This is a genomic window from Phaeovulum sp. W22_SRMD_FR3, from assembly GCF_052113705.1.
GTDB lineage: Bacteria > Pseudomonadota > Alphaproteobacteria > Rhodobacterales > Rhodobacteraceae > JBGQOG01.
On sequence record NZ_JBGQOG010000001.1, the window covers coordinates 229,210 to 250,373 of the forward strand.

21 protein-coding genes are annotated in these 21,164 nt (G+C 64.5%); 12 read left to right on the plus strand and 9 right to left on the minus strand.

Annotated elements, in window-relative coordinates; all coding sequences use genetic code 11:
* Positions 1-35: 35 nt before the first annotated feature.
* The gene (locus ACEN2S_RS01075; RefSeq protein WP_441861214.1) at positions 36-665 is read left to right on the plus strand and encodes a ZinT family metal-binding protein; all 630 of its coding nucleotides are present in this window, start codon (positions 36-38) and stop codon (positions 663-665) included.
* A gap of 116 nt (positions 666-781) precedes the next feature.
* On the opposite strand, the gene ACEN2S_RS01080 is transcribed toward ACEN2S_RS01075, so the two are convergent.
* Positions 782-1,225, minus strand: coding sequence for a Fur family transcriptional regulator (locus ACEN2S_RS01080; protein WP_441861217.1), 444 nt, complete (start codon positions 1,223-1,225; stop codon positions 782-784).
* Positions 1,226-1,350: 125 nt separating this feature from the next.
* On the opposite strand from ACEN2S_RS01080, the gene ACEN2S_RS01085 reads away from it, so the two are divergent.
* The 4 genes from ACEN2S_RS01085 to ACEN2S_RS01100 are packed head-to-tail and all read left to right on the plus strand — an operon-like array spanning position 1,351 to position 4,779.
* On the plus strand, positions 1,351-2,247 hold the full coding sequence (locus ACEN2S_RS01085; RefSeq protein ID WP_441861220.1) for a metal ABC transporter substrate-binding protein: 897 nt from the start codon (positions 1,351-1,353) through the stop codon (positions 2,245-2,247).
* On the plus strand, positions 2,244-3,098 hold the full coding sequence (locus ACEN2S_RS01090; protein WP_441861223.1) for a manganese/iron ABC transporter ATP-binding protein: 855 nt from the start codon (positions 2,244-2,246) through the stop codon (positions 3,096-3,098). The genes ACEN2S_RS01085 and ACEN2S_RS01090 overlap by 4 nt, the downstream gene beginning before the upstream one ends.
* Positions 3,095-3,949, plus strand: a complete 855-nt coding sequence (locus ACEN2S_RS01095) for a metal ABC transporter permease (protein ID WP_441861226.1) — start codon at positions 3,095-3,097, stop codon at positions 3,947-3,949. The genes ACEN2S_RS01090 and ACEN2S_RS01095 overlap by 4 nt, the downstream gene beginning before the upstream one ends.
* The gene (locus tag ACEN2S_RS01100; protein ID WP_441861825.1) at positions 3,949-4,779 is read left to right on the plus strand and encodes a metal ABC transporter permease; all 831 of its coding nucleotides are present in this window, start codon (positions 3,949-3,951) and stop codon (positions 4,777-4,779) included. The genes ACEN2S_RS01095 and ACEN2S_RS01100 overlap by 1 nt, the downstream gene beginning before the upstream one ends.
* An 82-nt stretch (positions 4,780-4,861) precedes the next feature.
* Here ACEN2S_RS01100 and ACEN2S_RS01105 read toward each other — a convergent pair whose 3' ends face one another.
* Entirely contained in the window at positions 4,862-5,803 is a 942-nt protein-coding gene (locus ACEN2S_RS01105; protein WP_441861229.1) for a nickel/cobalt transporter, read from the minus strand.
* Positions 5,788-6,453, minus strand: a complete 666-nt coding sequence (locus tag ACEN2S_RS01110) for a DUF1007 family protein (protein WP_441861232.1) — start codon at positions 6,451-6,453, stop codon at positions 5,788-5,790. The genes ACEN2S_RS01105 and ACEN2S_RS01110 overlap by 16 nt, the downstream gene beginning before the upstream one ends.
* Positions 6,454-7,025: 572 nt before the next feature.
* Here ACEN2S_RS01110 and ACEN2S_RS01115 point away from each other — a divergent pair.
* The gene (locus ACEN2S_RS01115) at positions 7,026-7,376 is read left to right on the plus strand and encodes a DMT family protein (RefSeq protein WP_441861235.1); all 351 of its coding nucleotides are present in this window, start codon (positions 7,026-7,028) and stop codon (positions 7,374-7,376) included.
* A 160-nt stretch (positions 7,377-7,536) separates the two neighbouring features.
* On the opposite strand, the gene ACEN2S_RS01120 is transcribed toward ACEN2S_RS01115, so the two are convergent.
* Genes ACEN2S_RS01120 through ACEN2S_RS01130 form a run of 3 tightly spaced genes read right to left on the minus strand, consistent with a single transcriptional unit; the run spans position 7,537 to position 9,079 of the window.
* The gene (locus ACEN2S_RS01120; RefSeq protein ID WP_441861238.1) at positions 7,537-8,157 is read right to left on the minus strand and encodes a LysE family translocator; all 621 of its coding nucleotides are present in this window, start codon (positions 8,155-8,157) and stop codon (positions 7,537-7,539) included.
* Entirely contained in the window at positions 8,154-8,684 is a 531-nt protein-coding gene (locus ACEN2S_RS01125; RefSeq protein ID WP_441861241.1) for an anthrone oxygenase family protein, read from the minus strand. Before ACEN2S_RS01125 ends, ACEN2S_RS01120 begins: the two co-directional genes overlap by 4 nt.
* Complete coding sequence (locus ACEN2S_RS01130) at positions 8,681-9,079, minus strand: hypothetical protein (RefSeq protein WP_441861244.1); 399 nt, start codon at positions 9,077-9,079, stop codon at positions 8,681-8,683. Before ACEN2S_RS01130 ends, ACEN2S_RS01125 begins: the two co-directional genes overlap by 4 nt.
* Positions 9,080-9,160: 81 nt before the next feature.
* Here ACEN2S_RS01130 and ACEN2S_RS01135 point away from each other — a divergent pair, with 81 nt between their 5' ends.
* Complete coding sequence (locus tag ACEN2S_RS01135) at positions 9,161-9,805, plus strand: TetR/AcrR family transcriptional regulator (protein ID WP_441861247.1); 645 nt, start codon at positions 9,161-9,163, stop codon at positions 9,803-9,805.
* Between the two features lie 407 nt (positions 9,806-10,212).
* On the opposite strand, the gene ACEN2S_RS01140 is transcribed toward ACEN2S_RS01135, so the two are convergent.
* Positions 10,213-12,477 (minus strand): adenosylcobalamin-dependent ribonucleoside-diphosphate reductase, encoded by a 2,265-nt coding sequence (locus tag ACEN2S_RS01140; RefSeq protein ID WP_441861250.1) that lies wholly within the window; start codon positions 12,475-12,477, stop codon positions 10,213-10,215.
* Positions 12,478-12,651: 174 nt separating this feature from the next.
* Here ACEN2S_RS01140 and ACEN2S_RS01145 point away from each other — a divergent pair, with 174 nt between their 5' ends.
* Positions 12,652-13,074 (plus strand): DUF1489 family protein, encoded by a 423-nt coding sequence (locus tag ACEN2S_RS01145; protein ID WP_441861253.1) that lies wholly within the window; start codon positions 12,652-12,654, stop codon positions 13,072-13,074.
* Between the two features lie 146 nt (positions 13,075-13,220).
* On the opposite strand, the gene ACEN2S_RS01150 is transcribed toward ACEN2S_RS01145, so the two are convergent.
* The gene (locus ACEN2S_RS01150; RefSeq protein WP_441861256.1) at positions 13,221-13,427 is read right to left on the minus strand and encodes a SlyX family protein; all 207 of its coding nucleotides are present in this window, start codon (positions 13,425-13,427) and stop codon (positions 13,221-13,223) included.
* A gap of 104 nt (positions 13,428-13,531) precedes the next feature.
* Between ACEN2S_RS01150 and hisS the strand changes: the two genes are divergently transcribed.
* From hisS to hisG, 3 genes are read left to right on the plus strand one after another with little or no spacing between them, the layout of a single operon-like run.
* Positions 13,532-15,022 carry a histidine--tRNA ligase gene (gene hisS / locus ACEN2S_RS01155; RefSeq protein ID WP_441861259.1) on the plus strand — a complete coding sequence of 497 codons (1,491 nt, stop codon included), beginning with the start codon at positions 13,532-13,534 and terminating at the stop codon, positions 15,020-15,022.
* Positions 15,022-16,098 carry an ATP phosphoribosyltransferase regulatory subunit gene (locus ACEN2S_RS01160; RefSeq protein ID WP_441861262.1) on the plus strand — a complete coding sequence of 359 codons (1,077 nt, stop codon included), beginning with the start codon at positions 15,022-15,024 and terminating at the stop codon, positions 16,096-16,098. The genes hisS and ACEN2S_RS01160 overlap by 1 nt, the downstream gene beginning before the upstream one ends.
* Complete coding sequence (hisG, locus tag ACEN2S_RS01165) at positions 16,095-16,799, plus strand: ATP phosphoribosyltransferase (protein WP_441861265.1); 705 nt, start codon at positions 16,095-16,097, stop codon at positions 16,797-16,799. The genes ACEN2S_RS01160 and hisG overlap by 4 nt, the downstream gene beginning before the upstream one ends.
* An 86-nt stretch (positions 16,800-16,885) precedes the next feature.
* Here hisG and dnaE read toward each other — a convergent pair whose 3' ends face one another.
* Positions 16,886-20,392: a DNA polymerase III subunit alpha gene (gene dnaE, locus ACEN2S_RS01170; protein WP_441861268.1), complete on the minus strand. Its 3,507-nt coding sequence runs from the start codon at positions 20,390-20,392 to the stop codon at positions 16,886-16,888.
* A 146-nt stretch (positions 20,393-20,538) separates the two neighbouring features.
* On the opposite strand from dnaE, the gene ACEN2S_RS01175 reads away from it, so the two are divergent.
* Entirely contained in the window at positions 20,539-21,024 is a 486-nt protein-coding gene (locus tag ACEN2S_RS01175) for an SRPBCC domain-containing protein (protein ID WP_441861270.1), read from the plus strand.
* Positions 21,025-21,164 lie beyond the last annotated feature (140 nt).

Genomic DNA, 21,164 nt, shown 5'->3' on the forward strand with positions numbered 1-21,164 from the left:
GTAACGTGATAACATTACATTATTGGAGGCAAAAGATGTCGAACCCCCTCGGAGCATGGATTGTCGGTGCGATGATCCTGGTATCGGGCCCGGCACTGGCACAGCAAAGCCACGATCATGCGCATGCGGCGCCCTCGGTTTATGACGGCTATTTTGAGGATGCTCAGGTGGCGGACCGGCCCTTGACGGATTGGGCGGGCGACTGGCAATCGGTCTATCCGCTGTTGCAAAGCGGCGCGCTGGATCCGGTGATGGCGCATAAGGCCGAGCATGGCGATAAATCCGCCGCCGCCTACCGCGCCTATTACGAGACGGGCTATCAAACCGATGTCGCACGGATCGAGATCACGGAAAGCACCGCTACATTCCACGACGCGGCGGGCGCGGTGCAGGGGCAGTATGTCCCGGACGGCCATGAGATCCTGACCTATGCCAAAGGCAATCGCGGCGTGCGCTTCATCTTCCGCAAAACCGGAGGCGATGCCGCCGCGCCCGGTTTCATTCAGTTCAGCGATCATGCGATTGCACCGGTCAAGGCCGGGCATTTTCACCTCTATTGGGGGGATGACCGGCAGGCACTGCTGGGCGAGGTGACGCGCTGGCCAACCTATTACCCTGCGCAGATGACCGCCGACGAGATCACCCATGAAATGCTCGCGCATTGAACGCCAGGATGGCCGCGCCTGATGTGGCAAGGGGCAGCGCAGGCTGCCCCTTTTTTATGCCGCCTGCCGTGGCCGTTTGACGTCCCCCCCGCCGCGATCTGCCGGGGCAAAACCCGTCAGTCCTGAGGATGGGCGGCGGATTTCTTGCGCACATACAACTCCAGCCGATGGTGGACAATTTCATAGCCCATCGCCTCGGCAATCTCGGCCTGCAGCTTCTCGATCTGGGCGCTGGCAAATTCGACCACGGCGCCGGTGTCGACATCAATCATGTGGTCGTGATGCTGGGTCTCGGCATGCTCAAACCGCGCGGGCGCCCCTTCAAACTGGTGCCGCATGATCATGCCCTGGGCCTCCAGCTCGGTCAGCGTGCGGTAGACCGTCGAGAGCGAGATCCCCGGCACCACCGCTTCGGCACGGCGCAACAGTTCCGTCGCCTCCGGATGATCCGCCGCTTCGGCCAATACCGACACCAGCGCCTCCCGCTGGCGGGTGATGCGCACGCCCGCCCGGCGAAGGGCGGCGGTCAGATTTTCGGTTCTGCGGGCAATATCGGTCATCGCCCGGTTTTCGCGCAATTTGGCCGCAGGACGCAAGCCCCAGATGCAAATCATTTGCATATGCCTTGACAGTTGCAAATCATTCCTAGATGCAAGAAGGCAAAGAATGCGATTGGGAGAGCACGATGCTGGGCAGGCAGGCAGTTTGGGCGATGGTGGCGGCGCTTGCGGTGGCGGGGATCGCGGGGCCGACTGCGGCGCGCGACAAGCTGAAGGTTGTCACGACCTTCACGGTGATCGCCGATATGGCGCAGAATGTGGCGGGAGATGCGGCTGAAGTGGTCTCGATCACCCGGCCGGGCGCCGAGATTCACGGCTATGAGCCGACCCCGCGCGATCTGGTCCGCGCGCAGGGGGCCGATCTGATCCTGTGGAACGGCTTGAATCTCGAGCGCTGGTTCGAGCAATTCTTTGGCAATCTGCGTGACGTGCCCGCCGCGACCATCTCGGACGGGGTGGAGCCGATGGCGATTTCCGGCGGCGAATATGACGGGAAACCCAACCCGCATGCCTGGATGGCGCTCGATTCCGCCCGCATCTACATCGACAATATCCGCGATGCGCTGAGCAAAGCCGATCCGGAGAATGCCGCCACCTATGCCGCCAATGCGACCGCCTATCAGGCACAGCTCGAGGCGGTGATCGGCCCGCTGCGCGATGCCGCCCGCGCCCTGCCCGAAGAGCGCCGCTGGCTGGTCACCTCTGAGGGCGCTTTTTCCTATCTCGCCCGTGATTTTGGCCTGCATGAGGTCTATCTCTGGCCGATCAATGCCGATGCACAGGGCACGCCGCAGCAGGTGCGCGCGGTGATTGACGCGGTGCGCGACCACAAGATCCCGGCGGTTTTCTCGGAAAGCACCGTCTCGGACAAACCCGCGCGGCAGGTCGCCCGCGAGACCGGCGCGGCCTATGGCGGCGTTCTCTATGTCGACAGCACGTCGGAGGCGGATGGCCCGGTGCCAAGCTATCTGGACCTGCTGCGGGTGACGGCAGAAACCATCCTCAAAGGGCTGCAACCATGAGCGACGACGGCATCCGCGCCGAGGGGCTGACGGTCACCTATCGCAACGGGCACACCGCGCTGCGCGACGCGAGTTTTACGATCCCGCGCGGCACGATCACCGCGCTTGTCGGGGTGAACGGGGCGGGAAAATCAACGCTGTTCAAGGCCTTGATGGGTTTTGTGCCGGTCTCGGCCGGACAGATCGAGATCCTCGGACAGCCGGTGCGCGCGATGATGAAGGCGCAGGCCGTCGCCTATGTGCCGCAGGCCGAAGAGGTCGACTGGACCTTCCCGGTGCTGGTGGAAGATGTGGTGATGATGGGGCGCTACGGGCATATGGGCTTTTTGCGCCGCCCGCGCGCGGCCGATCATGCGGCGGTCACCGCCGCGCTGACGCGGGTCAATATGACCGAATTCCGGGATCGTCAGATTGGCGAACTGTCTGGCGGCCAGAAGAAACGCGTGTTTTTGGCGCGGGCCCTGGCGCAGGATGCGCAGGTGATCCTCCTCGACGAACCCTTCACCGGCGTCGATGTGAAGACCGAAGAGCAGATCATCGCGCTCCTGCGCGACCTGCGCGCCGAGGGGCGGGTGATGCTGGTCGCCACCCATAACCTTGGCTCGGTGCCGGAGTTTTGCGACCGCGTGGTGCTGGTCAAGGGCACCGTGCTCGCCTGCGGCCCCACCGCCGAGGTGTTTACCCCCGAACATCTGCGGGCGGCCTTTGGCGGCGTGTTGCGGCATTTCCTGCTGGAAGGGGCGCGGCTGCATGCCGATGAAGACCCGCGCAAGCTGGACATTTTCACCGATGATGAGCGCCCGCTGGTGATCTATGATGACCGTACCCGCACAGTGAAGGGGCAGTCATGATCCTGCTGGAACCCTTTCACTACGGCTATATGACCAATGCGATCTGGGTCTCGGCGCTGGTCGGGGCGGTCTGCGCCTTTCTCTCGGCCTATCTGATGCTCAAGGGCTGGTCGCTGATCGGCGACGCGCTCTCGCATTCGGTGGTGCCGGGGGTGGCGGGCGCCTATATGCTGGGCCTGCCCTTCGCGATTGGTGCCTTCCTCTCCGGCGGCCTCGCCGCGCTGGCGATGCTGCTACTGCGCCAGACCTCGGGGCTGAAAGAGGATGTGGTGATCGGGCTGATCTTCACCTCCTTCTTCGGTCTGGGCCTGTTCATGGTCTCGGTCAATCCGATGGCCGTGTCGATCCAGACGATCATCATGGGCAATATTCTGGCGATCACCCCCGAGGACACGCTGCAACTGGCGATCATCGGCGGTGTGTCGCTGGTGATCCTGCTGGCGAAATGGCGCGATCTCCTGGCGGTGTTCTTTGACGAAGGCCATGCCCGCTCCATCGGGCTGAATGTCACCGCGCTGCGGCTGGTGTTCTTCTCGCTGCTCTCGGCCTCGACCGTGGCCGCCATGCAGACGGTGGGGGCGTTTCTCGTCATCGCGCTGGTGGTGACGCCCGGTGCCACCGCTTATCTGCTCACGGACCGTTTCCCGCGGCTGCTGATGCTCTCGGTCGCCATCGGCGCGTTCACCTCGGCATTCGGCGCCTATCTGAGTTATTTTCTCGACGGCGCGACCGGTGGCGTAATCGTTTGCCTGCAGACCGGGCTGTTTCTGACCGCGCTGGTCTTTGCCCCCAAACACGGGATGCTGGCCGCGCGCGCGCGCAGCAAGGCCGCGCTGCGGGAGGCCGCATGATGGACAATTTGTTGCTGCCGCTGCAGTTCCCCTTCATGCAGAACGCCTTGCTGATCGTGGTGCTGATTGCCCCAGCGGCCGCGATGCTCAGCGCCTTTCTGGTGCTCAAGGGCTGGTCGCTGATGGGCGATGCCACCAGCCATGCGGTGCTGCCGGGCGTGGTGCTGGCCTACCTGGCGGGCATCCCGCTGATCATCGGCGCCTTCCTTGCGGGCCTCGTCTGCGCGCTCGGCACCGGGTTCATCAAGGACAATTCGCGGATCAAGCAGGACACGGTGATGGGCGTCGTGTTTTCCGGCATGTTCGGCCTCGGCATCGTGATCTACACTCAGGTCGAGACGGCGCTGCATCTCGATCACATTCTCTTTGGCAATATGCTGGGGGTGGACGCAGAGGATCTGTGGACCGCCGGGCTGATCTCGGGCGGGGTGGCGCTGATCCTGGGGGTGAAATGGCGCGATTTTCTGGCGCATAGCTTCGATCCGGTGCAGGCGAAGATGATCGGCCTGCCGGTCGTCTGGCTGCATTACGGTTTGCTGGCGATCCTCTCGGCGACCATTGTGGCGATGCTCTCTTCGGTCGGCATGATCCTCTCGGTGGCCTATCTGATTGCGCCGGGGGCCATCGCCTTTCTGCTCACCCGTCGCTTTGCCAGCCTGCTGCGGGTGGCGGTGGGCGTCGCGCTTTTGGCGGGGGTGACCGGCGTCTATGCGTCGTTCTGGCTGGATGCGGCACCCGCGCCCACCATCGTGCTGATTCTGACGGGCATGTTCCTCGCCGCGCTCGCGCTGCGGCGGATGCGGGAAAGCCGCCTGAGCGCGCGCGGGTAGCCGCCTCCCCCCGGAGGCGGGCCGCACGTAGATCAGGGACGCCGCCCACACCTGTCAGCGGTCCGGCCGCAGCACCGGACCGTCAGAGATACAGCGCCACAATCAGCAGGCCGAGCGCGATTTGCGCCGCATCCGCCCATCTGCGCAGCGCCCGCCCGCGCCCATCGCTCAGCAGGCGCGTGCCCAGCCGCGCACTGAGCAGCGCCACCGCGAGCGTCACCATCGCGGTGCCCAGACCCATCGCCAACACCGCGGCCGCCCCGGCCAGCGGCGCGCCGATCAGCACGGTCAGCAGCATCACAAATACCGCCCCGGTGCAGGGGCGCAACGCCACCCCGGCCACCAGCATCACCGCCTCGGGCAGCGAGGCACGGGCGGCAACCTCGGGGGCGGGCCCATGCGCATGGCCACAACCGCAGGCCGCGTCATGACTGTGTGCCTGCTCATGCCAGTGCTCATGCCCGTGCTCTTGGCTGCGCTCATGCCTGCGAGCAAGGCCGGAGTCCTGATCGGGGCGGGGGGCGCGGATCTCGCGCCACAGATGCCAGGTGCCGCGCAGCATCAGGAACACGCCCAGCGCCACCAGCGCCCATTCTCCCGCCCGCAACAGCGGTCCCTCGGCCAGACCGGTCAGCTCGCTGCGCCCGAGCCCAAAGGCCCATGCCCCCGCCAAAACCAGCACGATCGCCGCCAGGGATTGCGCCAGACTCGCCGCCAGCGTCAGCACGGCAACCTTGATCAGCCGCGCGCGCGCCGAAAAAGCCCAGCCGCCCAGCACCACTTTGCCATGCCCCGGCCCCGCCGCATGCAGCACACCATAGAGAAAGCCCAGCCAGATCAACGCCGCCACCGCGCCGGGCTGCTGCGCCTTCAGCGCCCGCACGCCCGCGGCCAGAGGGGCCTGAAACGCCCGCTGCGCCGCCACGATGTCCAGTTGCAGCTGCGTGATCAGGCCCGCCTGCCAGGTCACCAGCGCCGCCCCCGCCAGCACCAGCGCCCCCGCCACGGTCACGGCTTGCCGCATGTCACCCGTTCCTCATCGGCATAAAGCCGCCCCACGGATGGCAGCCCCGCCGCCTCGGGCGTGACATCCGGGCTCAGCGCGGCAATCGCATCCGCAACCTTTTGCGACACCGGATTGGGCCCCGGCGCCACCACCTCTGCCGTGCAATCGCTGCGCCCTTCGAAATGCGGCGGCGCAGCGACTTCATAATCCACGTAGAAATCCTTGTCATAGGGGCGGATCGACAGCACCTTTCCCGCCAGATCGAGCGGCGCCGTCAACGCGCGGGTATGCAGCGATACGGCGCGGCCGTCATGCCATTCCGCGGCCCAATCCCCCGGCCCCGCCAGCGGCACCGGCACGCCATCGAGCGTGATCTCGATGTCCCCCGTGTAATCAGCCGGCCAATCGGCATCCCAATGCTGAAACCCCGCGATCTCGTCGCCCGCGACCTCACCGTCACCATTGATGTCGTATTTGCCATCCTCGACCATCAGCAGGGTGAACATCTCATCATAATCCCAGCGCGCCCGCACCCCGGTCAGCCGCCCCTCCGCGTCAAACAACAACGTATGGGTGACATCGACGAAGATATGCGGATGCGCCGCCACGGGCGCCGCCACAAGGGCTGCCCACGCGAGGATCAGGGAAGGAAGCAGTGTACGGATCATGCCCCCGGTCTAGCGGGGCCAGCCATCGGCTGACAAGCACCGCGCGTATCCCTCGCGCCAAAGTTACTTTATAACACGGCCCCGGGATGGGCTGCGCGGCTGGCCCGCATGGTTGCCAACAGGTCATTCAGCACGGCCGTTTGAAATAGATGCGGCCCCCCACGGCCCGGTGTCAGCGGCAAACGCCCCGGCTGAATATCCGGGGCGAGATCTTGGCATCGGTCCGGAGACCGGTGGCGCGCAGGCGGCAGATGGTCGGCCCCGTCCTGCCGCAGCGCAGGGCCGTCGAGGTGCGCGGGGGCGGCCACGCCTTTCACGGACAGCCCGGCCGAGAGCCAGACCACAGGACAGCACAACGCGGGCGCCCTGCGCCGTCCCCCCGCGCCCGCAGGAAACGGCCATATGCAGGCCATGCCCGGTGCAAGCCGCCTGCGGCCCGCGGCCCCACGGGGCAGGGTTTCCTCTGATGGAGTGGGATTGTGCGCGCCGACGGGGCACGTCGGCACCCGCCGCGTTTTCCGCTCTTGACAGCAGTTAGGGCCTGTGACGATTTGGCGCCAAAGGATCTCGCGATGATGTCTCCGGCCCTACTCCCGATTGTGCTTTTGATCTGCTCAAACGTCTTCATGACCTTTGCGTGGTACGGACACCTGAAATTCGGCGGCAAGCCGCTGCTCATCGTGATCGTGGCCAGTTGGGGGATCGCGTTTTTTGAGTATTGCTTTGCTGTGCCCGCCAACCGCATCGGCCATCAGGTCTATTCGGCGGCAGAGCTGAAGGTCATACAGGAAGTCATCACCCTTTCCGTTTTCATGATCTTTTCAGTCACTTATCTGGGCGAAAGGATCACCATGAACCACATTGTGGGCTTTGGTCTGATTTGCGCAGGGGCATTCTTTATCTTCAAAGGGCCGTTCAGCTGACGCCGCATGGGCGGATTTGCAGCGGTGCGTTCGACGCGTCGGCCCGGGATCTACCGGGATGCAGCGCCCACTGGCGCGCGGGCGACAGGGGATCTGCAATGATGCCGCGCTGCATCCGCGCGCTTGCGGACGGGGAAGAACACGGCATGGCGCAGCATACTCATGCCGCCGCGCGCCGAAGCATGGCCAGTCCCCCCGCAAGCACCAGAAAGACGCCGCCACAGACCCGGTCCATCCGGGCCAACAGCGTCGCACCAAAGCGTCCCGCGCAACGTCTGCCTGCCGCCGCATAGGCCAGCAGGACCGCCAGATCGATCAGTGAGAACGTCACCGCCAGAAGCAGATATTGCGGCAAGACAGGCGCTGCGGCATCGATGAACTGCGGGAGAAGCGCTGTGAAGAACAGGTAACCTTTGGGATTGGTGACGGCGACCAGGAAGCTGCGCGAGAACAGGCGCCGCCGCTCGGTGACCTGGACCATCGGGGCTTCGGCAGCGGCGGCCTTGCTGAGCAGCAGCCGCAGACCGACAGCGGCCAGATAGGCCACCCCCAGCCATTTCACCACCGTGAACAGCAGGTGCGAGGTGGACAGCAGCACGCCCAGACCGGCCGAAACAGCGGCGATCAGAACCAGGTCCGAAAGCACTGCGCCCGCGATTCCGAAACCTGCATCGCGCAACCCGTGGCGCGCACCGTTGGAGAAGGCCAGCAGGGAGGTCGGCCCCGGCAGGGCGATGGTCAACAAGGCCGCAAGCGCAAAGGTCAGCAGGGTAAAGCTCATGATCGTCTCCGGTTCTGCACGGCGGGGGTGAGTGTTGAGGCAACCAGTATCAGGCAGGCTCCGGCGGCGATCATCCGGACGAGGTTGGCCGACCGCCAACGCGCGGAATAGGCCTGCCAGACTGTGCCGGCGCCCGGCGCCCGGGCATCGACTGCGGCAAGGTCCCGATTCAGCGGAACATTGAATGCGGCAGTGACCCCAAAGACCCCCGTCATATGCAAGACAAGCCCAAGGCCCAGCAGCGCGGCGGAGAGTCTCGCCCGCAGCGCGGCCATCACGACCACCGCCAGTGCCAGAACCAGAGGCGTTCCAAAGTAGACCGTGCCAAAAACCGGATTGCGGACAGAGGCATTCATCGCCTGCATGGCCGCGATTGCCGTGGCCGGGTCGATCATGTCGAGACCGCGCAGGGTCGAACTCTGCCAGGCAAAGAAAAAGCCGAAACAGGCACCGCAGAAGCCGACCGAGATCAGCGGCAGCAGGGTGAACAATGCCGGTGCCCGGAACCGCGCAAACCACCGCATCATGCCGAAAGCCGCCGCTGCCGGGAGAAGACCCCAATGAAAATCGCGATGACGGCGGCCTGTGCCGTCAGAACCGCGGGCCAGATCAGCGGAAACTGCGGGTCCAGATACTTCTGGGGGCCAAAAGACAGCATGGCCATCAGCGCGGCCGCTGCGCTGAGCGCCGTCCCCGCCCGGCCTGCGACGGGACCGACAATCAGCGCAGCGGCCGCGGTCGCAAGGGCCACGGCCAGGAACGGCGCAATCGCGAAAAGCGGAATCGTCGCGGGCGGATGCGGTGGCACCTGGGCGTACAGCGCGCCGAGCATGACCAGCTGAAGGATGATCAGCACGCTCAGCGCGGCGGAGATCGAGCGGGATTCAGACAAGACGGGCCCTCCAACCTGGGACAGAAACAAGCGTAATATTCATTACGGTTGCGGTCATCCGTAATTACCATTACTGATTCTGTCAATGCGGGCGCTCAGGAGCAAAGGCACATGCGGCAGGAAACTCAGAACGCGCGGCGGAAAGAGATCCAGCAGGCTGCGCTGGCGCTGCTTGTCCAGCATGGCTATGCCGCGACAACGATGGCCTCTGTCGCCAAAGCAGCCGGGGCTTCGCTTGAAACGCTTTACAAATGGTATGGCGACAAGCCGGGTCTGTTCCGCGCGATGGTACAGGCCAATATCGAGGAGTTGCGCGACGCGCTGCTGATGTCGGCCGAAGCATGCCGCGATCCGCTGGCCGCCCTGCAGGATTTTGGCCCCCGGCTGATCGCGGTTCTCACCAGCGAGGAAGTGGTTGCCCTGAACCGGGCGGCGGCGGCCGACCCCAGCGGCGATCTTGGCCGGATCATTGCTGAAGCCGGGCGCGGCACGATAGCACCACAATTGACCGGCCTGTTCGGGCGGGCACTGCAGAGCGACAACCCCGCGATGATCACCGAGATCTATCTGGGCCTGCTGCTGGGCGATCTGCAGATCCGCCGCGTGATTGGCCGGATGCCGCCCCTTGACGCCACCGAAAGCCAGCAGCGCTCCGACAGAGCTTTGGAACTGCTCTGCCGCCTGTTTCCAGCATGCCCCTCGCCACTCCCATCCGAGGTCCCGGAGCATCCGTCGCCCCAAGCCCCTGCGCCTTGAGACGCAACTTCCACAGGAAATCGGTCAGATGATGACCGATCCTCAGAGGTGAGGTCTCGAGGTCAAACCGGAGATTGGTGAAGCGGAGGGGCTTGGACATGCGGGCTCTTTCCGCAGGGGCGGCATGCGCCACCAGCGCGCACTGAACGGATGTTCGAGAGGCGGTGAGATGTGAAGAACCCGGGTTGCTCGGACTAAAGACCTGCGTGTCCTGCCGCGCCAACTGGCGGGGGCGTCGGGAAGCAGACCTGGAACCGCCGCCCACGAAAACCAGCCAACGCATTGATGCAAAAGAAAACCACCGAAGGCGGAACCTTCGGTGGACATTTTATGTGCTCAACAATGGTCAAAAACCGTGGCAAATGGCGATTTTATGGTGAGCCCGACACTAGAGGTCACCAATCAAATCAGCCGCATTTCGAATGGCCGCAGTCAGCGCAGGTCATGCAGCCCTCCACCTTGCGCATCGCATAGGAGCCGCAGGACGGGCAGGCCGCGCCGCGCGGGGCGCCGCCAACCACCATCACCTCGGCTTTCGGATCGGATTTCAGCCCCATCCCCTCGCCCGCGATAAAGCCGGTGGCCACCAGATGCCGCTCGATCACGCCGCCGATCGCCGCGAGGATCGAGGGGATATAGCTGCCCTGAATCCAGGCGCCGCCGCGCGGGTCGAACACCGCCTTCAGCTCCTCGACCACAAAGCTCACATCGCCGCCGCGCCGGAACACCGCCGAAATCATCCGCGTCAGCGCCACGGTCCAGGCGAAATGCTCCATGTTCTTCGAGTTGATGAACACTTCGAAGGGCCGACGATGGCCGCCATGCACGATATCATTGATCGTGATGTAGATCGCATGTTCCGAGCCGGGCCATTTCAGCTTGTAGGTGGCGCCTTCCAGCGCGCCCGGACGGTCCAGCGGCTCGGTCAGATAGACCACATCGGCGCCGGTTTCGACTTCCGGGGCCTTCTCGGTCTTCTCGGACACCGAGAGCACCGACCCCGTCACATCATTCGGACGGTAGGTGGTGCAGCCTTTGCAGCCCTGATCCCAGGCGGCCATATAGACCTCTTTGAAATCATCAAAGCTGATGTCTTCCGGGCAGTTGATCGTCTTCGAAATGGAACTGTCGATCCATTTCTGCGCCGCCGCCTGCATCCGCACATGGTCGAGCGGCGCCAGCGTCTGCGCATTGACGAAATAATCCGGCAGCGGTGCATCGCCCTTCAGGTCACGCCACATCTGCACGGCATAATCCACCACCTCTTCCTCGGTGCGGCTGCCGTCTTTTTGCAGCACTTTCCGGGTATAGGCATAGGCAAAGACCGGCTCGATCCCCGAGGAGACATTGCCCGCATAAAGCGAAATCGTCCCCGTCGGCGCGATCGAGGTCAGCAGTGCATTGCGGATGCCATGCGTGCGGATCGCCTCGCGCACGTCGTCATCCATCTGCATCATATTGCCCGAGGCGAGGTATTTCTCGGCATCGAACAACGGGAAGGCGCCCTTTTCCTTGGCGAGATCGACCGAGGCGAGATAGGAGGCGCGCGCGATCCGCTTCATCCAGGCATCGGTCTGCGCCGCCGCCTCTTCCGAGCCATAGCGCAGCCCCAGCATCAGCAAAGCATCCGCCAGTCCGGTAACCCCCAGCCCGATGCGGCGCTTGTTCATCGCCTCTTCTTCCTGCTGCGGCAGCGGGAAGCGGCTGGCATCGACCACATTGTCCATCATGCGGATCGCCATCCGCACGAGGCTATCCAGCCCCTCAGGGCTCAGCTCGGCCTTGTCGGTGAACGGATCGGTGACCAGACGCGCCAGATTGACCGACCCCAGGAGACAGGCACCATAGGGCGGCAAAGGCTGCTCGCCACAGGGGTTGGTGGCGGCGATGGTCTCGCAATAGTTCAGGTTGTTCATCTTGTTGATGCGGTCGATGAAGATCACACCCGGCTCGGCGAAATCATAGGTCGCCTTCATGATCTTGTTCCACAGATCGCGGGCATTGACCGTGTGATAGACCCGGTCGCCGAACACCAGCTCCCAGGGGCCATCCGCCTTCACCGCTTCCATGAAGGGATCGGTGACAAGAACCGACAGGTTGAACATCCGCAGCCGCGCCGCATCCTGCTTGGCGGTGATGAAGGCCTCGATATCCGGGTGATCGCAACGCATGGTGGCCATCATCGCGCCGCGGCGCGAGCCGGCCGACATGATGGTGCGGCACATCGCATCCCAGACATCCATGAAGCTCAAGGGGCCCGAGGCATCCGCCGCCACGCCCTTCACCTCGGCGCCGCGCGGGCGGATGGTCGAGAAATCATAGCCGATGCCGCCGCCCTGCTGCATGGTCAGCGCTGCCTCTTTCAACATGTCAAAGATGCCGCCCATGCTGTCGGGGACAGTGCCCATGACAAAGCAGTTGAACAGCGTCACCGCACGGCCGGTCCCGGCCCCCGCCGTGATCCGCCCCGCGGGCAGATATTTGAAATCTTCCAGCGCCGCATAGAATCGCTCTTCCCAAAGCACGGGATCCGATTCGACCGAGGCCAAAGACCGCGCAATGCGCCGCCAGCTGTCTTCCACCGTCAGGTCGATGGCGGTACCATCGGCTTCTTTCAAACGGTATTTCATGTCCCAGATCTGTTCGGCAATCGGGGCGGCAAAGCGGCTCATTCGGTCCTCGCATGTCGTCAAAAGGGTCAGCGAATCTCCCGGGCCGGGACTTTCCGCAAGGGCCGGAAGATAGGCAAGCTGGCGGCGGCGGTCAACTTGCAACGCGCCGCGGATTCATATATTTGGTGGCTCGCGCCAAAGATGGCATATACATATAGGGGGTCGGGGCGAAAAATGACAGATCCTGTGCATATCATCAAACTCTGCGTCGGCGCCGAAAAGGTCGAAGACCTTGAGGAATGGCAGAAAAATCGCTTTGGCAGCGGACCGGCGCAGCATGTCACCCGCATGGCTCCGAAACGTGCCGATGAGATTCTCTCCGGCGGCTCGCTCTATTGGGTGTTTAAGGGTCTCGTCCTCGCCCGTCAGCGCATTCTGGCGCTGGATGAGGTGCGCGGCGATGACGGCATCCTGCGCTGCGCCATCCAGCTCGACCGCGAGGTGATCCGCACCGAGGCCCTCGCCCGCCGCGCCTTTCAGGGCTGGCGCTACCTCAGTGCCGCCGACGCCCCGCGCGACCTGCCCAAGGGCCGCGCCCGCGAAGAGGCATTGCCGGTCGAACTCACCGCAGCCATGGCCCAGATCGGGCTGCGCTGACAGCGCCCCCCCCGGAGCCCGAATCCCCATCAGGCTTGCTTCGTTCAAAATATCCCCGCCGGAGGCATCCCCGGCCCACCAGGCGGCGATCCCGTCGCAAAACGTCACCTCCGACACCAAAGGCACCAGGCCTCACTGCGGCCGCCTCACCAATGCGGCGGTCGCTGATCGGCCAGGGGCACCGTCCCCCCCGCCTCCATCTCGCGCCCGGCTTCCCGCTCCATCAACAGGCCCACGCGGCGGCTCAGCCGGTCGATCTCGGCGCTTTGCCGCGCCACCACATCGGACATATCCTCCAGCATCCGCGTCAGATGGGCGATCTGCTCTTCCGCCCGCTCAATCCGTTCGCTCATCGCGCCCCGCCCCCTGCTCAAGATCACCGCATATGCCTTGCCACGCTTGTCGCTGGCCGCGCCATCCGCTACACCGCGCGCGGATGATAAGCGAGGCGAAAGCGATGGCAAAGGACAAGTCCCCCCGCAGACCGCGCGCGGAAACCCCGAAAGGGTTCCGTGATTACTTCGGCGCGGATGTGACCGAGCGTAAAGCGATGCTGGATACGATTGCCGAGGTCTACCATCGCTACGGCTTCGATCCCCTGGAAACCAGCGCGGTGGAAACGGTCGAGGCTCTGGGCAAATTCCTCCCCGATGTCGACCGCCCGAATGCCGGGGTCTTTGGCTGGCAGGATGAGGATGGCGACTGGCTGGCGCTGCGCTATGACATGACCGCCCCCCTCGCCCGCGTCGCCGCGCAGTTCCGCAACGATCTGCCCAGCCCCTACCGCCGCTATGCGATGGGGCCGGTCTGGCGCAACGAAAAGCCGGGGCCGGGCCGCTTCCGCCAGTTCTATCAATGCGATGCCGATACCGTCGGCGCTTCTTCGGTGGCCGCCGATGCCGAGATCTGCGCCATGCTCTCGGATGCGCTGGAAGCCGTGGGGATCGAGCGCGGCGATTACATCGTGCGGGTCAACAACCGCAAGGTGCTGAACGGCGTGATGGAAGTGGCGGGCGTCCTTGACCCCGCCGACCCCGAGCGTTTCGAGGAAGAGCGCGGCATCGTGCTCCGCGCCATCGACAAGCTCGACCGTCTGGGCGAAGCGGGCGTGCGCCTGCTGATGGGCGAAGGCCGCAAGGATGAAAGCGGCGATTTCACCAAAGGTGCTGGCCTGACCGAGGCACAGGCCGATGTGGTGATGGGCTTCATGTCCGCCAAGCGCGAAAACGGCCCCGCCACCGTGGCCCGCCTGCGCGAGCTGGTCGCGGGTTCCGCCACCGGGATCGAGGGCGTGGAAGAGCTGGAAACCATCGCCGAGCTGCTGGCCGCCCAAGGCTACGGCCCCGACCGGATCGAGATTGATCCCTCCGTTGTACGCGGGCTGGGCTATTACACCGGCCCGGTGTTCGAGGCGGAGCTGACCTTCGAGATCCTCGACGAAAAGGGCCGCAAGCGCAGCTTTGGCTCGGTCGCGGGCGGCGGGCGCTATGATGATCTGGTGAAACGCTTCACCGGCCAGACCGTGCCCGGCACCGGCGTTTCCATCGGTGTGGACCGACTGCTGGCCGCGCTGCGCGCCAAGGGCCGCGCCGGGGGCGACAGCGCCGGTCCGGTGGTGGTGACGGTGATGGACCGCGAGCGGATGGCCGATTATCAGGCGATGGTGGGCGAGCTGCGCCGCGCGGGCATCCGCGCCGAGGTCTATCTCGGCAATCCGAAGAACTTCGGCAATCAATTGAAATATGCCGATAAACGCCACAGCCCGGTCGCGGTGATCCAGGGCGGCGATGAAGCCGCCAAAGGCACCATCATCCTGAAAGACCTGATCCTCGGTGCCCGCATCGCCGAAGGCGCCAGCCTTGAGGAATGGAAAGCCCGCCCGGCACAGGTAGAAGTGCCGCGGTCCGAGCTGGTCGCCGCCGTGCGGCAGATGCTGGAGCAGGGCTGATGGCCGACAAAGCCGCCGCCCGCGCCGCCGGGGCGCGCTATCTCGAGGCGTTCCGCGCCGCCGGGGCGACCGAGGTCGATGCAGACATCCTGCAACCGGCCGAGGCATTGCTGGACCTTTACGGCGAAGATATCCGCGCCCGCGCCTATGTCACCTCTGACCCTTTGCGCGGCGAGATGATGCTGCGCCCGGATTTCACCGTGCCGGTGGTGCAGGCGCATATGGCGCATGGCGCCGATCCCGCCCGCTACTGCTATCTGGGTGAGGTCTTCCGCAAACAGGACCACCGCGGCCCGCGCGTGGCGGAGTATTTTCAGGCCGGGTTCGAGGTTTTTGACCGCGCTGACCCGGAAGCCGCCGATGCCGAGGTTTTTGCCCTCTTCACGGATCTTCTGGCCCCTCTCGCGCCCATAGCGACCATCGGCGACATCAGCCTGTTGCGCGATGCCGTGGCTGGCCTCAACACGCTGGAGAGCCGCAAAGCCGCGCTGCAACGCCATATCTGGCGCCCGCGCCGCTTCCATGCGCTGCTGGAACGCTATGCCGGGCAGGTCCCGGTACCCGCCAGCCGCGCAGCGCTCCTGTCAGGGCCCGAAACCTCGGATGCCCTCTGGATCGGCCTGCGCGACCCCGAGGAAATGCAGGACCGCATCACCGCGCTCCGCGCCGATGCCGCCGCCGCGCCGCTCTCGGCGGAAGATGTGGCGGGGATCGACGCGCTGATCGCCATCAAGGCCCCTGCCCCGCAGGCGCTGGCCGCCTTGCAAGCGCTGACCACCCGCCTGCCCGCGATCGCGCAGGGTGTCAGCCGCCTGCACCGGCGTCTGGCGGCCATGCAGGCGCGCGGCGTCGATCTGGACGCCGTGACCTTTGACGCGAGCCTCGGCCGCGCGACGATGGAATATTACGACGGTTTCGTATTCACCCTCACCGCCGCCAACCCTGCCCTGCCGCCGCTCGCGACCGGCGGGCGCTATGACGCGCTGACCCGGGTGCTGGGTCAGGGCCGCTCGATCCCCGCCGTGGGCGGCGTCATCCGCCCCGGCGTGATCGCTGATCTGGAGGCCATGGCATGAGCCTGAAACTCGGAGTGCCCTCGAAGGGCCGCCTGATGGAGCAGACCTTTGAATGGTTCGCCACCCATGGCATCACGCTGCGCCGCACCGGCAATGAGCGCGAATATGCGGGCGCCGTCGATGGCGTGGCGGGGGTGGAACTGGTGCTGCTCTCGGCGGGCGAAATTCCGCGCGAACTGGCGGCGGGGCGCATCCACCTTGGCGTCACCGGCTCCGACCTCGTGCGCGACAAGCTGGCCGATTGGGACACGCAGGTAGCGGAACTGGCGCTGATGGGCTTTGGCCATGCCGATCTGATCCTCGCCGTGCCCGCCTGCTGGCAGGATGTCGACACGCTGGAAGATCTGGATGCCGCCGCCGCCGCCTTCCGCCGCCGTCATGGCTTCCGCCTGCGCATCGCCACCAAATACCACCGACTGGTGCGCGATTTCCTGCGCGCTGAAGGGGTGGCGGATTATCAGCTGGTCGACAGCCAGGGGGCAACCGAGGGCACGGTGAAGAACCTCACCGCCGAGGCCATCGCCGACATCACCTCTTCGGGCGAGACCCTGCGCGCCAACCATCTGAAAATCCTCTCGGATGCGCTGATCCACCAAAGTCAGGCCACGCTCTTCGCCAGCCGCACCGCCGATTGGACCGGCGATGCCGCCGCGATGGCCGCGCTTTGTGCCAAGCTCCATCTGCCGGCACCTGCGCTCTGAGATTGCTTCGTTGAAAATATCCCCGCCGGAGGCTTCCGCACCAAACGCAGGAGCCTCCGGCGGGGATATTTAAGATCAGGCAAAGGTCAGACTTCTTCCACCTGCACCACGCCGCGCAGGGCGCGGATGGCGCCTTTGATCTGCGGGTTCAGCGGATAGTCGCGCCCGGTCGAAATTTCGTATTCCGTGCCCTTTTCCAGATCCGCCACGCAGAAACTGACCGGGCCGCGGGACCGGGAATTGCGGTTATCTTCCAGCATCTTGTTCAGAATCGAGGCGACCGACGTGACCGCAATCGGCGCGTCGACATGGATGCGCAGGCCCGTCGCGCCCGCATCCGCCGTGGCGCTGTCGACCGGCTGTACCGCCGAGGCCAACATGCGGATCGTCTCGCCCTCGACCTCAATCTTGACGGTCACCACGATCAGCGTGCCCGGTTCGAGATGCGCGCGGCCTGCCTCCAAAGCATCGGAGAAGAAGGTCACCTCAAAGGGGCCTGCGGGTTCGGACAGAAGCACGAAAGCAAAGCGGTTGCCCTTGGCCGATTTACGCTCGCGGCTCATTTCGACCTTGCCGGCGATCTTGGTGATGAAGGGACCGCCCTGCGCCTTTTCGGTGATCTCAGTCAGGCTCATCACCTTTTTGCGCCGGAGCGCGGGCAGGTAATCATCGAGCGGATGGCCGGAGAGGTAAAAACCGATGGCTTTATGCTCTTCCGACAGCCGCTCGCCCGGCAGCCAATCGTCGCAATCCGCCAGACGCGGCGGTTGCAGGTCATCGCCGCCTTCGCCGAAGAGCGACACCTGCGCCGAGGATTTGGCTTCGGCCACCGCCGCCGACCAGCTGGCCAGCGCGTCAAGGCTGTCGAACACCCGGCGGCGGTTGGGATCAAGAAGGTCAAAGGCCCCCGCCCGCGCCAACATTTCAAGCGGGCGTTTGCCGATGCGTTTGAGATCGCAGCGGCGGGCGAAATCCACCAGATCGATGAAGGGCTGATCGCCGCGCGCATTCACAATGAGCTGCATCGCATCGCCGCCAACGTTTTTCAGCGCGCCCAGCGCATAGACCAGTTTCTGATCCACCACGTCAAAGGTCGCCAGCGAGCGGTTGACGCAGGGCGGCACGATCTCGATCCCGAGGCCGCGTTTGACCTCATTGGCATAGGTCGAGAGTTTCTCGGTCAGATGGATATCGCAATTCATCACCCCGGCCATGAATTCGACGGGATGGTTCGCCTTCAGCCAGGCGGTTTGATAGGAAACGATGGCATAGGCCGCCGCGTGGGATTTGTTGAAGCCGTAGTTGGCGAATTTCTCCAGGAGGTCAAAGACCTCCCCGGCCTTTTTCGCCTCGATCCCGTGGGTTTTCTTGGCCCCTTCAAGGAATTTCGGCCGCTCCTTGGCCATTTCCTCGGCAATCTTTTTCCCCATCGCCCGGCGCAAAAGGTCGGCGCCGCCCAAGCTGTAGCCGCCCATCACCTGAGCGATCTGCATCACCTGTTCCTGATAGACGATGATGCCCTGCGTCTCGGCCAGGATCGGGTCAATCGTCGGATGCAGGCTCTCCAGCGGCCGCAGCCCGTGCTTCACCTCACAATAGACCGGGATATTCTCCATCGGGCCCGGGCGGTAAAGCGCCACCAGCGCCACGATATCCTCGATACAGGTGGGTTTCATGCGCCGCAGCGCATCCATCATGCCGGTGGATTCCACCTGAAACACCGCCACGGTCTTGGCCGCCGCATAAAGCTCATAGCTTTTCGCGTCATCAATCGGGATGGCGTTGATCTGATTTTCCGCCCCGGCGGCGGGGGTATAGAGCGTTTCACCGCCCGCATTCACATGCAGGGGACGGCCGGATTTCAGGATCAGATCCACCGCATTTTGAATGACGGTCAGGGTTTTCAGCCCCAGAAAGTCGAACTTCACCAGACCGGCCTGTTCCACCCATTTCATGTTGAACTGGGTGGCGGGCATGTCCGAGCGCGGGTCCTGATAGAGCGGCACCAGCGCATCGAGCGGCCGGTCGCCGATCACCACACCCGCGGCATGGGTCGAGGCGTTGCGCAACAGCCCCTCGACCTGCTGCGCATAATTCAAGAGCCGCGCGACAACCTCTTCGGTTTTCGCCGCCTCGCGCAGGCGCGGCTCATCCGCCAGCGCCTTTTCGATGCTGACCGGTTTCACCCCTTCAACCGGGATCATTTTCGACAGCCGGTCCACCTGCCCATAGGACATTTGCAACACCCGGCCGACGTCACGCACCGCGGCCTTCGACAAAAGTGCACCAAAAGTGATGATCTGTCCCACTTTCTCGCGGCCGTATTTCTGCTGCACATATTGGATCACCTCCTCGCGGCGATCCATGCAGAAGTCGATGTCAAAGTCGGGCATCGAGACCCGTTCCGGGTTCAGGAACCGCTCGAACAGCAGTGAATAGCGCAAAGGATCAAGGTCGGTGATGGTCAGCGCATAGGCCACCAGCGAGCCCGCGCCTGAGCCCCGCCCCGGGCCCACCGGAATCCCGTGGTCTTTGCCCCATTTGATGAAATCGGCCACGATCAGGAAATAGCCGGGGAAGCCCATCTGCTCGATGATATCGAGCTCAAAGGTCAGCCGCGCCTCATATTCCTCGACGCTCGTCGCATGCGGGATCACGGCGAGGCGGGCGCGCAGCCCCTCCCAGGCCTGACGGCGCAGCTCTTCCACCTCGTCATCGGCGAATTTCGGCAGGATCGGCTTGCGCTTGTAGGTGGCAAAGGCGCAGCGGCGGGCGATTTCGACGGTGTTTTCCAGCGCTTCCGGCAGATCGGCGAACAAGGCCGCCATCTCATCCGGCGTTTTCAGATAATGCTGCGGCGTCAGGCGGCGGCGCGGCTCCTGCTGATCGACATAGGCGCCCTCGGCGATACAGATGAGGGCATCATGTGCCTCATACATATCGGATTTCGGGAAATAGACGTCATTGGTGGCCACCAGCGGCAGCCCCATCGCATAGGCGGTTTCCACGAACCAGCGCTCGGTCGCCTGCTCGCCCGCCGTATATTGACCACCCTCGCCCGGATGCCGTTGCAGCTCGACATAAAGCCGGTCGCCATAGATCGCCGCCAGTTTCTCGATCAGCGCCTGCGCTTTCGGCATCTGCCCGGCCTGCACGAATTTACCCAGCGGCCCCTCGGCCCCGCCGGTCAGGCAGATCAGCCCCTCGGCATGCAGCTCCAGCTGCGCCAGCGACACCTGCGGCAACTGCCCGCCCGTGTCGATATAGAGGCAGGAGTTCAGCTTCATCAGGTTTTCATAGCCGCGCTCGGTCTGCGCGAGCAGAACCACCGGCGCGGGCAGCTTGGCCCGCTCGCCCGGCGCGCTCGCCTCATAGGTCAGCGAGATCTGGCAGCCAACGATGGGCTGCACGCCCGCCCCCTGTGCGATCACCGAAAACTCAAGTGCGGCGAACATGTTATTGGTGTCCGTCACCGCAACGGCGGGCATGCCCATCTTGTCGCAATGACCGATGAGTTTCTTGACCGGCACCGCCCCTTCAAGAAGCGAATATTCGGTGTGCACACGGAGGTGGATGAATCGCGGATTTGACATGGGGCCACAGTATCGGGGGCACCGCGGCGGCGAAAGTCGAAACAGCGGCGCCAGATGACGTGACCGACTTGACTTGACCGACTTGACTTGACCGACTCAGGCCCCGCGCGGTTACCCTAAGGCCCCAGTACCCTCGGAGGTGACCGATGCCCGAAACGCCCGACACCACGCTCAGCTTCACCCGCGACCTGAAGGCTTCGCCCGCGAACCTCTGGCGTTGCTGGACCGAGGCCGCGCTGATCGTGCAATGGTTCACCCCCGCGCCGGTAAAAACCACCGAAGCCGTCGTCGAGCCGCATCCCGGCGGGCGGTTCTTCACCGTGATGGATATCCCCGGCGCGGGCGAGGTGCGTGGCGAGGGCTGCGTGCTGCAGGCCGAGCCGGGCAAGCGTCTGATCTGGACCAACTGCCTGAGCCAGGGCTTTGTGCCGCAGAAAATCGGCACCGGTGACTTTGACTTCGGCATGACAGCCGAGATTGTGCTGCAGCCCCTGCCCGATGGCTGCCGCTATACGGCCAATGTGCTGCATGCGACGGCCGAAGACGCGCAAAAGCACCGCGATATGGGGTTTTTCATCGGCTGGGGGGCCGCGACCGCACAATTGGAAACCTTGGCGGCATCGCTGGGCTGACTGCCTGTTTTTTGACCAGTCGTTTAATTTCAACGCAGATCCCGCGCCGCCCCCCTTGTCAGATGCCGGTTGATCGGGTTTCCTGATCGGGTCCCCGTTCTACGCCGCATCGGGCGGGGCTGGGTAACCGGGTATCGCGG

Excerpts from the sequence above, each read along its gene's own strand:
- ACEN2S_RS01095 (WP_441861226.1), top strand. The coding sequence starts at position 3,095 with ATGATCCTGCTGGAACCCTTTCACTACGGCTATATGACCAATGCGATC.
- ACEN2S_RS01110 (WP_441861232.1), bottom strand. The coding sequence starts at position 6,453 with ATGATCCGTACACTGCTTCCTTCCCTGATCCTCGCGTGGGCAGCCCTT.
- ACEN2S_RS01145 (WP_441861253.1), top strand. The coding sequence starts at position 12,652 with ATGACAGATCCTGTGCATATCATCAAACTCTGCGTCGGCGCCGAAAAG.
- ACEN2S_RS01105 (WP_441861229.1), bottom strand. The coding sequence starts at position 5,803 with ATGCGGCAAGCCGTGACCGTGGCGGGGGCGCTGGTGCTGGCGGGGGCG.
- hisG (WP_441861265.1), top strand. The coding sequence starts at position 16,095 with ATGAGCCTGAAACTCGGAGTGCCCTCGAAGGGCCGCCTGATGGAGCAG.
- ACEN2S_RS01115 (WP_441861235.1), top strand. The coding sequence starts at position 7,026 with ATGATGTCTCCGGCCCTACTCCCGATTGTGCTTTTGATCTGCTCAAAC.
- ACEN2S_RS01100 (WP_441861825.1), top strand. The coding sequence starts at position 3,949 with ATGGACAATTTGTTGCTGCCGCTGCAGTTCCCCTTCATGCAGAACGCC.
- ACEN2S_RS01120 (WP_441861238.1), bottom strand. The coding sequence starts at position 8,157 with ATGAGCTTTACCCTGCTGACCTTTGCGCTTGCGGCCTTGTTGACCATC.
- dnaE (WP_441861268.1), bottom strand. The coding sequence starts at position 20,392 with ATGTCAAATCCGCGATTCATCCACCTCCGTGTGCACACCGAATATTCG.
- ACEN2S_RS01140 (WP_441861250.1), bottom strand. The coding sequence starts at position 12,477 with ATGAGCCGCTTTGCCGCCCCGATTGCCGAACAGATCTGGGACATGAAA.
- ACEN2S_RS01090 (WP_441861223.1), top strand. The coding sequence starts at position 2,244 with ATGAGCGACGACGGCATCCGCGCCGAGGGGCTGACGGTCACCTATCGC.
- ACEN2S_RS01160 (WP_441861262.1), top strand. The coding sequence starts at position 15,022 with ATGGCCGACAAAGCCGCCGCCCGCGCCGCCGGGGCGCGCTATCTCGAG.
- ACEN2S_RS01085 (WP_441861220.1), top strand. The coding sequence starts at position 1,351 with ATGCTGGGCAGGCAGGCAGTTTGGGCGATGGTGGCGGCGCTTGCGGTG.
- ACEN2S_RS01080 (WP_441861217.1), bottom strand. The coding sequence starts at position 1,225 with ATGACCGATATTGCCCGCAGAACCGAAAATCTGACCGCCGCCCTTCGC.
- ACEN2S_RS01125 (WP_441861241.1), bottom strand. The coding sequence starts at position 8,684 with ATGATGCGGTGGTTTGCGCGGTTCCGGGCACCGGCATTGTTCACCCTG.
- hisS (WP_441861259.1), top strand. The coding sequence starts at position 13,532 with ATGGCAAAGGACAAGTCCCCCCGCAGACCGCGCGCGGAAACCCCGAAA.
- ACEN2S_RS01075 (WP_441861214.1), top strand. The coding sequence starts at position 36 with ATGTCGAACCCCCTCGGAGCATGGATTGTCGGTGCGATGATCCTGGTA.
- ACEN2S_RS01150 (WP_441861256.1), bottom strand. The coding sequence starts at position 13,427 with ATGAGCGAACGGATTGAGCGGGCGGAAGAGCAGATCGCCCATCTGACG.
- ACEN2S_RS01135 (WP_441861247.1), top strand. The coding sequence starts at position 9,161 with ATGCGGCAGGAAACTCAGAACGCGCGGCGGAAAGAGATCCAGCAGGCT.
- ACEN2S_RS01175 (WP_441861270.1), top strand. The coding sequence starts at position 20,539 with ATGCCCGAAACGCCCGACACCACGCTCAGCTTCACCCGCGACCTGAAG.